Origin of the sequence: Gemmatimonas sp., assembly GCF_044376735.1 — a bacterium.
Lineage (GTDB): Bacteria > Gemmatimonadota > Gemmatimonadetes > Gemmatimonadales > Gemmatimonadaceae > Gemmatimonas.
The window spans coordinates 1-3,827 of sequence record NZ_JBILKJ010000213.1; the positions used below are offsets into that span (position 1 = coordinate 1).

2 protein-coding genes are annotated in these 3,827 nt (G+C 65.1%); one reads left to right on the forward strand and one right to left on the reverse strand.

The window, feature by feature from the left end; translation table 11 throughout:
• Positions 1 to 3,023: WD40/YVTN/BNR-like repeat-containing protein (locus ACIRA7_RS15585; RefSeq protein ID WP_396221758.1), on the forward strand; the 3,023-nt coding region annotated here is incomplete at its 5' end.
• An 88-nt stretch (positions 3,024 to 3,111) separates the two neighbouring features.
• Here ACIRA7_RS15585 and ACIRA7_RS15590 read toward each other — a convergent pair.
• Positions 3,112 to 3,827 (reverse strand): TonB-dependent receptor domain-containing protein (locus ACIRA7_RS15590; protein WP_396221759.1); only part of this gene is annotated, 716 nt, incomplete at its 5' end.

Sequence of the window (3,827 nt, forward strand, 5' to 3'; positions counted from 1 at the left end):
ATATCGGCCCAGATCGCGGTGGCCGGTCGATCGCGGCCAGCGGTGTGGTGGGCCGTCGGAACGAGGCGTACTTCGGCGCGACCGGCGGCGGACTCTGGAAGACCACCGATGGCGGCGAGAACTGGGCACCGGTGACCGACGGCCAGATCACCAGCGCCTCGGTGGGCGCGGTGGCGGTGAGCGAGAGCAACCCGGACGTCGTCTACATCGGCATGGGTGAGTCGGCCATCCGCGGCAACATCATGCCTGGCGACGGCATCTACAAAAGCACTGATGCGGGCAAGACGTGGGCGCACATGGGCTTCAAGACGGTGGACGCCATCTCGAAGATCCGCATCCATCCGACGAACCCCGATGTGGTGTTCGCGGCCGTCTTCGGCAAGTACAGCGTGCCGAGTGCCGAGCGTGGCGTGTTCAAGAGCACCGACGGTGGCAAGTCGTGGCGCAAGGTGTTGTTCCGCGACGACAAATCGGGCGCGGTCGACATTGCCCTCGACCGCAACAACCCGAGCGTGATGTACGCGGCCATGTGGGAAGCGTACCGCAAGGAATATCAGATGTCGTCGGGTGGTCCGGGTTCCGGCCTGTTCAAGAGCACCGACGGTGGCGAAACGTGGACCGAGATCACCCGCAACAAGGGACTGCCGTCGGGGCTGGTCGGGCGTATTGGTGTGGCGCTCACCGCAGCGAATTCGAACCGCGTGTACGCGCTGATCGAAAACGACAACGGCGGCCTGTTCAAGAGCGATGACGCCGGTGCCACGTGGACGTTGGTGAACAGCGACCGCAATATTCGTCAGCGTGCGTTCTACTACACGCACCTCTTCGCCGATCATCAGAACGCGGACGTGGTGTACGCGCAGAACACCTCGCTGTTCCGTTCGGCCGACGCGGGCAAGACGCTGACGAGCATCGGCAACGGCACGCACGGCGACCACCACGATTTGTGGATCGATCCGGCCGATCCGACGCACCTCGTGGACGCCAACGACGGTGGCGGCGCGGTGACGACGAACACCGGCGGTAAGTGGACCGAGCAGGACTTCCCGACCGCGCAGTGGTATCACGTGATTACGACGAAGCACATTCCGTATCACATCTGCGGATCGCAGCAGGACAACAGCACGCTGTGCACGCCGTCGCAGTGGAACGCTGGACGGCCCTACGGCGCGCAGCAGGCGGCGGGCGGCATGGCGGTGTCGTATCAGGTGGGCGGTGGTGAGCCCGGCTACATCGCGGCCGACCCGCTCGATCCGGACATCTTCTACTCCGGCACGAACAACGGCGGCTACGTCGACAAATTCAACAAGAAGACGGGGCTGTCGCGCGAAGTGAACCCGTATCCGTGGTTCTATTCCGGCGAGCCGTCGAAGGACATCCGGGAACGGTGGCAGTGGACGTTCCCGATTCTGTTCTCGCCGATCAATCCGAAGATGCTGTTCGTGTCGTCGCAGCGCCTGTGGCGTTCGCTCGATGGTGGCCGGACGTGGAAGGTGCTGAGCGGTGACCTGACGCGTCACGCGCCGGAAACGCAAGAGAAGTCGGGCGGTCCGATTACCGGCGATATGAACGGCCCGGAAGTGTACGGCGTGATCTTCTCGGTGGGGCCGAGCAAGAAGGACGTGAATGTGATCTGGACCGGTTCCGACGACGGTCTGGTGCATGTGACGCGCAACGGCGGCCTGACGTGGACCAACGTGACGCCGAAGGACATGCCCGATTTCGGACGGGTGTCGCAGATCGACGCGTCTGCGTTCGATGCGGGCACGATGTACATGTCGGTGCGCCGTCCGCTGCTGAACGATCGCGCCCCGTACATTTTCCGCACGACCGACTTCGGCAAGACGTGGACGAAGATCGTGAACGGACTTGGCGCGGAAGACTACGTGCATGCCGTGCGCGAGGATCCCGCCCGCAAGGGGCTGCTGTACGCTGCCACGCAGCACGGGGTGTACCTGTCGTACGATGACGGCGCGAACTGGCAGAGTCTCAAGCTCAACATGCCTGATACGCCGATCTCCGACCTGATCGTGGAGGCCAACGATCTCGTGATCTCGTCGCACGGCCGTGGTTTCTGGGTGCTCGACAACGTGGCGCCGCTGCGTCAGGCGACTCCGGCGGTGCTGGCCGCCGACGCGCATCTGTTCGCGCCGCCTGTCGGTATCCGTTCCAGCGCCGGCGTGCCGATGAGCTGGACGTTCAAGACGGCGCCGAAGCGCGCGACGTTGGCGATCCTCGATTCAGCGGGCGCCGTGCTGCGCGAACTCACTGGTGATACGGCGACTGCGGCTGCAGGAGCCGGTGCGGGCCGTCGTCGTGGCACGTCGGCGTCGTTCCCGTTGGCGGCCGGTCTCTCGCGGTACACGTACGACATGCGCGCCACCGGAATCGAAAGCTTCCCTGGCATGATCCTCTGGGGCGCGGGGACGGCCGGGCCGGCGCTGCCGCCGGGGCGCTACACCGTACGCCTCACCGCCGATGGCAAGACGCTCACGGCACCGATGACCATCACGCGCAGCCCGTTGCTGCCGGACGTGACCGATGCCGATCTGCGCGCGCAGTATGCGTTCGGCAAGCAGGTGCGCGACCGGACGAACGAAGCGCAGAAGGCGGTGATCGACATCCGTCGCGTGAAGGAGCAGCTGGCGGATCGGCTCAAGCGTAGCCAGGATGCGGCGCTGGCCGAGAAGGGCGGCACGCTCAAGACCAACGCCTCGGCGGTGGAAGAGAGCGTCTATCAGGTGAAGAACCAGAGCGGCCAGGACCCGCTCAACTTCCCCATCCGCGTGAACAACCGTCTGGCGAATCTGTTGTCGATGTCGGAGCGCGGTGACGGTCCGCCGGGCACGTACATGCCGGAGATCCTCAGCATCCTCACCAAGGAGCTTGGTGGCTACACCACGAAGCTCGAGACGGTGTGGAAGGTCGATCTGGCGGCGGTGAATGCCGAGTTGAAGCGGCTCAACCTGCCGGCGCTCGATCCGAAGTGCGCGGTCGTGGCGGGGTGCACCGCGACGCCGTAACGCCGCGGTGAAAGACGAGGGCCCCGTCCTGCGATACCTCGCAGGACGGGGCCCTTTGTCGTTGGATCCGGCGCTGCCGTTCCGACGATTACCGCTCGATGCGCATTCCTACCATGCCCCACGGCTTGTAGAACTCGTAGCTCGGATCATCGCCACCGCCACCGCGGGTGAGGCGATCGCCCACCGTCGCGCGGAGCGGCGTGTTGGACAGGTTGATCGCTTCGGCGAAGAGCTTGATGCCGGAGCGGATCTGATAGGTGCCCGACGCATCCCACTGGAGACGGTCGCGGGTCCGCGTGTCACCTTCCGAAGTGAGGGCGTTGATCGTGGAGAGGAACTCGCCCGAGTAGTTCGCGCCGACACGGAGTGACACGGGACCACGGTCGAAGAAGATGCCGAGGTTGCCGGCGTTACCGGTCTGGCCGGGGAGCGGCGTGTCCACACCTTCGCGGCCACGACCCGGGATTTCCGCGATCGACTTGGTGTACGTGTAGTTCGCGTTGAGGCCGAGGCCTGCCAGCATGCCGGGGAGGAACGTGAGGTTCTGCTGCCACGCGACTTCGAAGCCGTACAGCTTGGCCGTCGGGCCGTTGACCGGCTGGATGACCTGCGTGGCATCGGGACCGAGCGCTTCATCGGTGCGACGTGCGCGCGCGGTCGGGAAGATGAAGTTCTTAAGGTCCTTGTAGAACGCGCCGGCCGACATGAAGCCGACCGAGCGGAAGTAGCGCTCGATCATGACGTCGTATGCCAGCGCCGTCGTGGCCTCGAGCGCCGGATTGCCGATCGAGGCCGTCTGCTGAC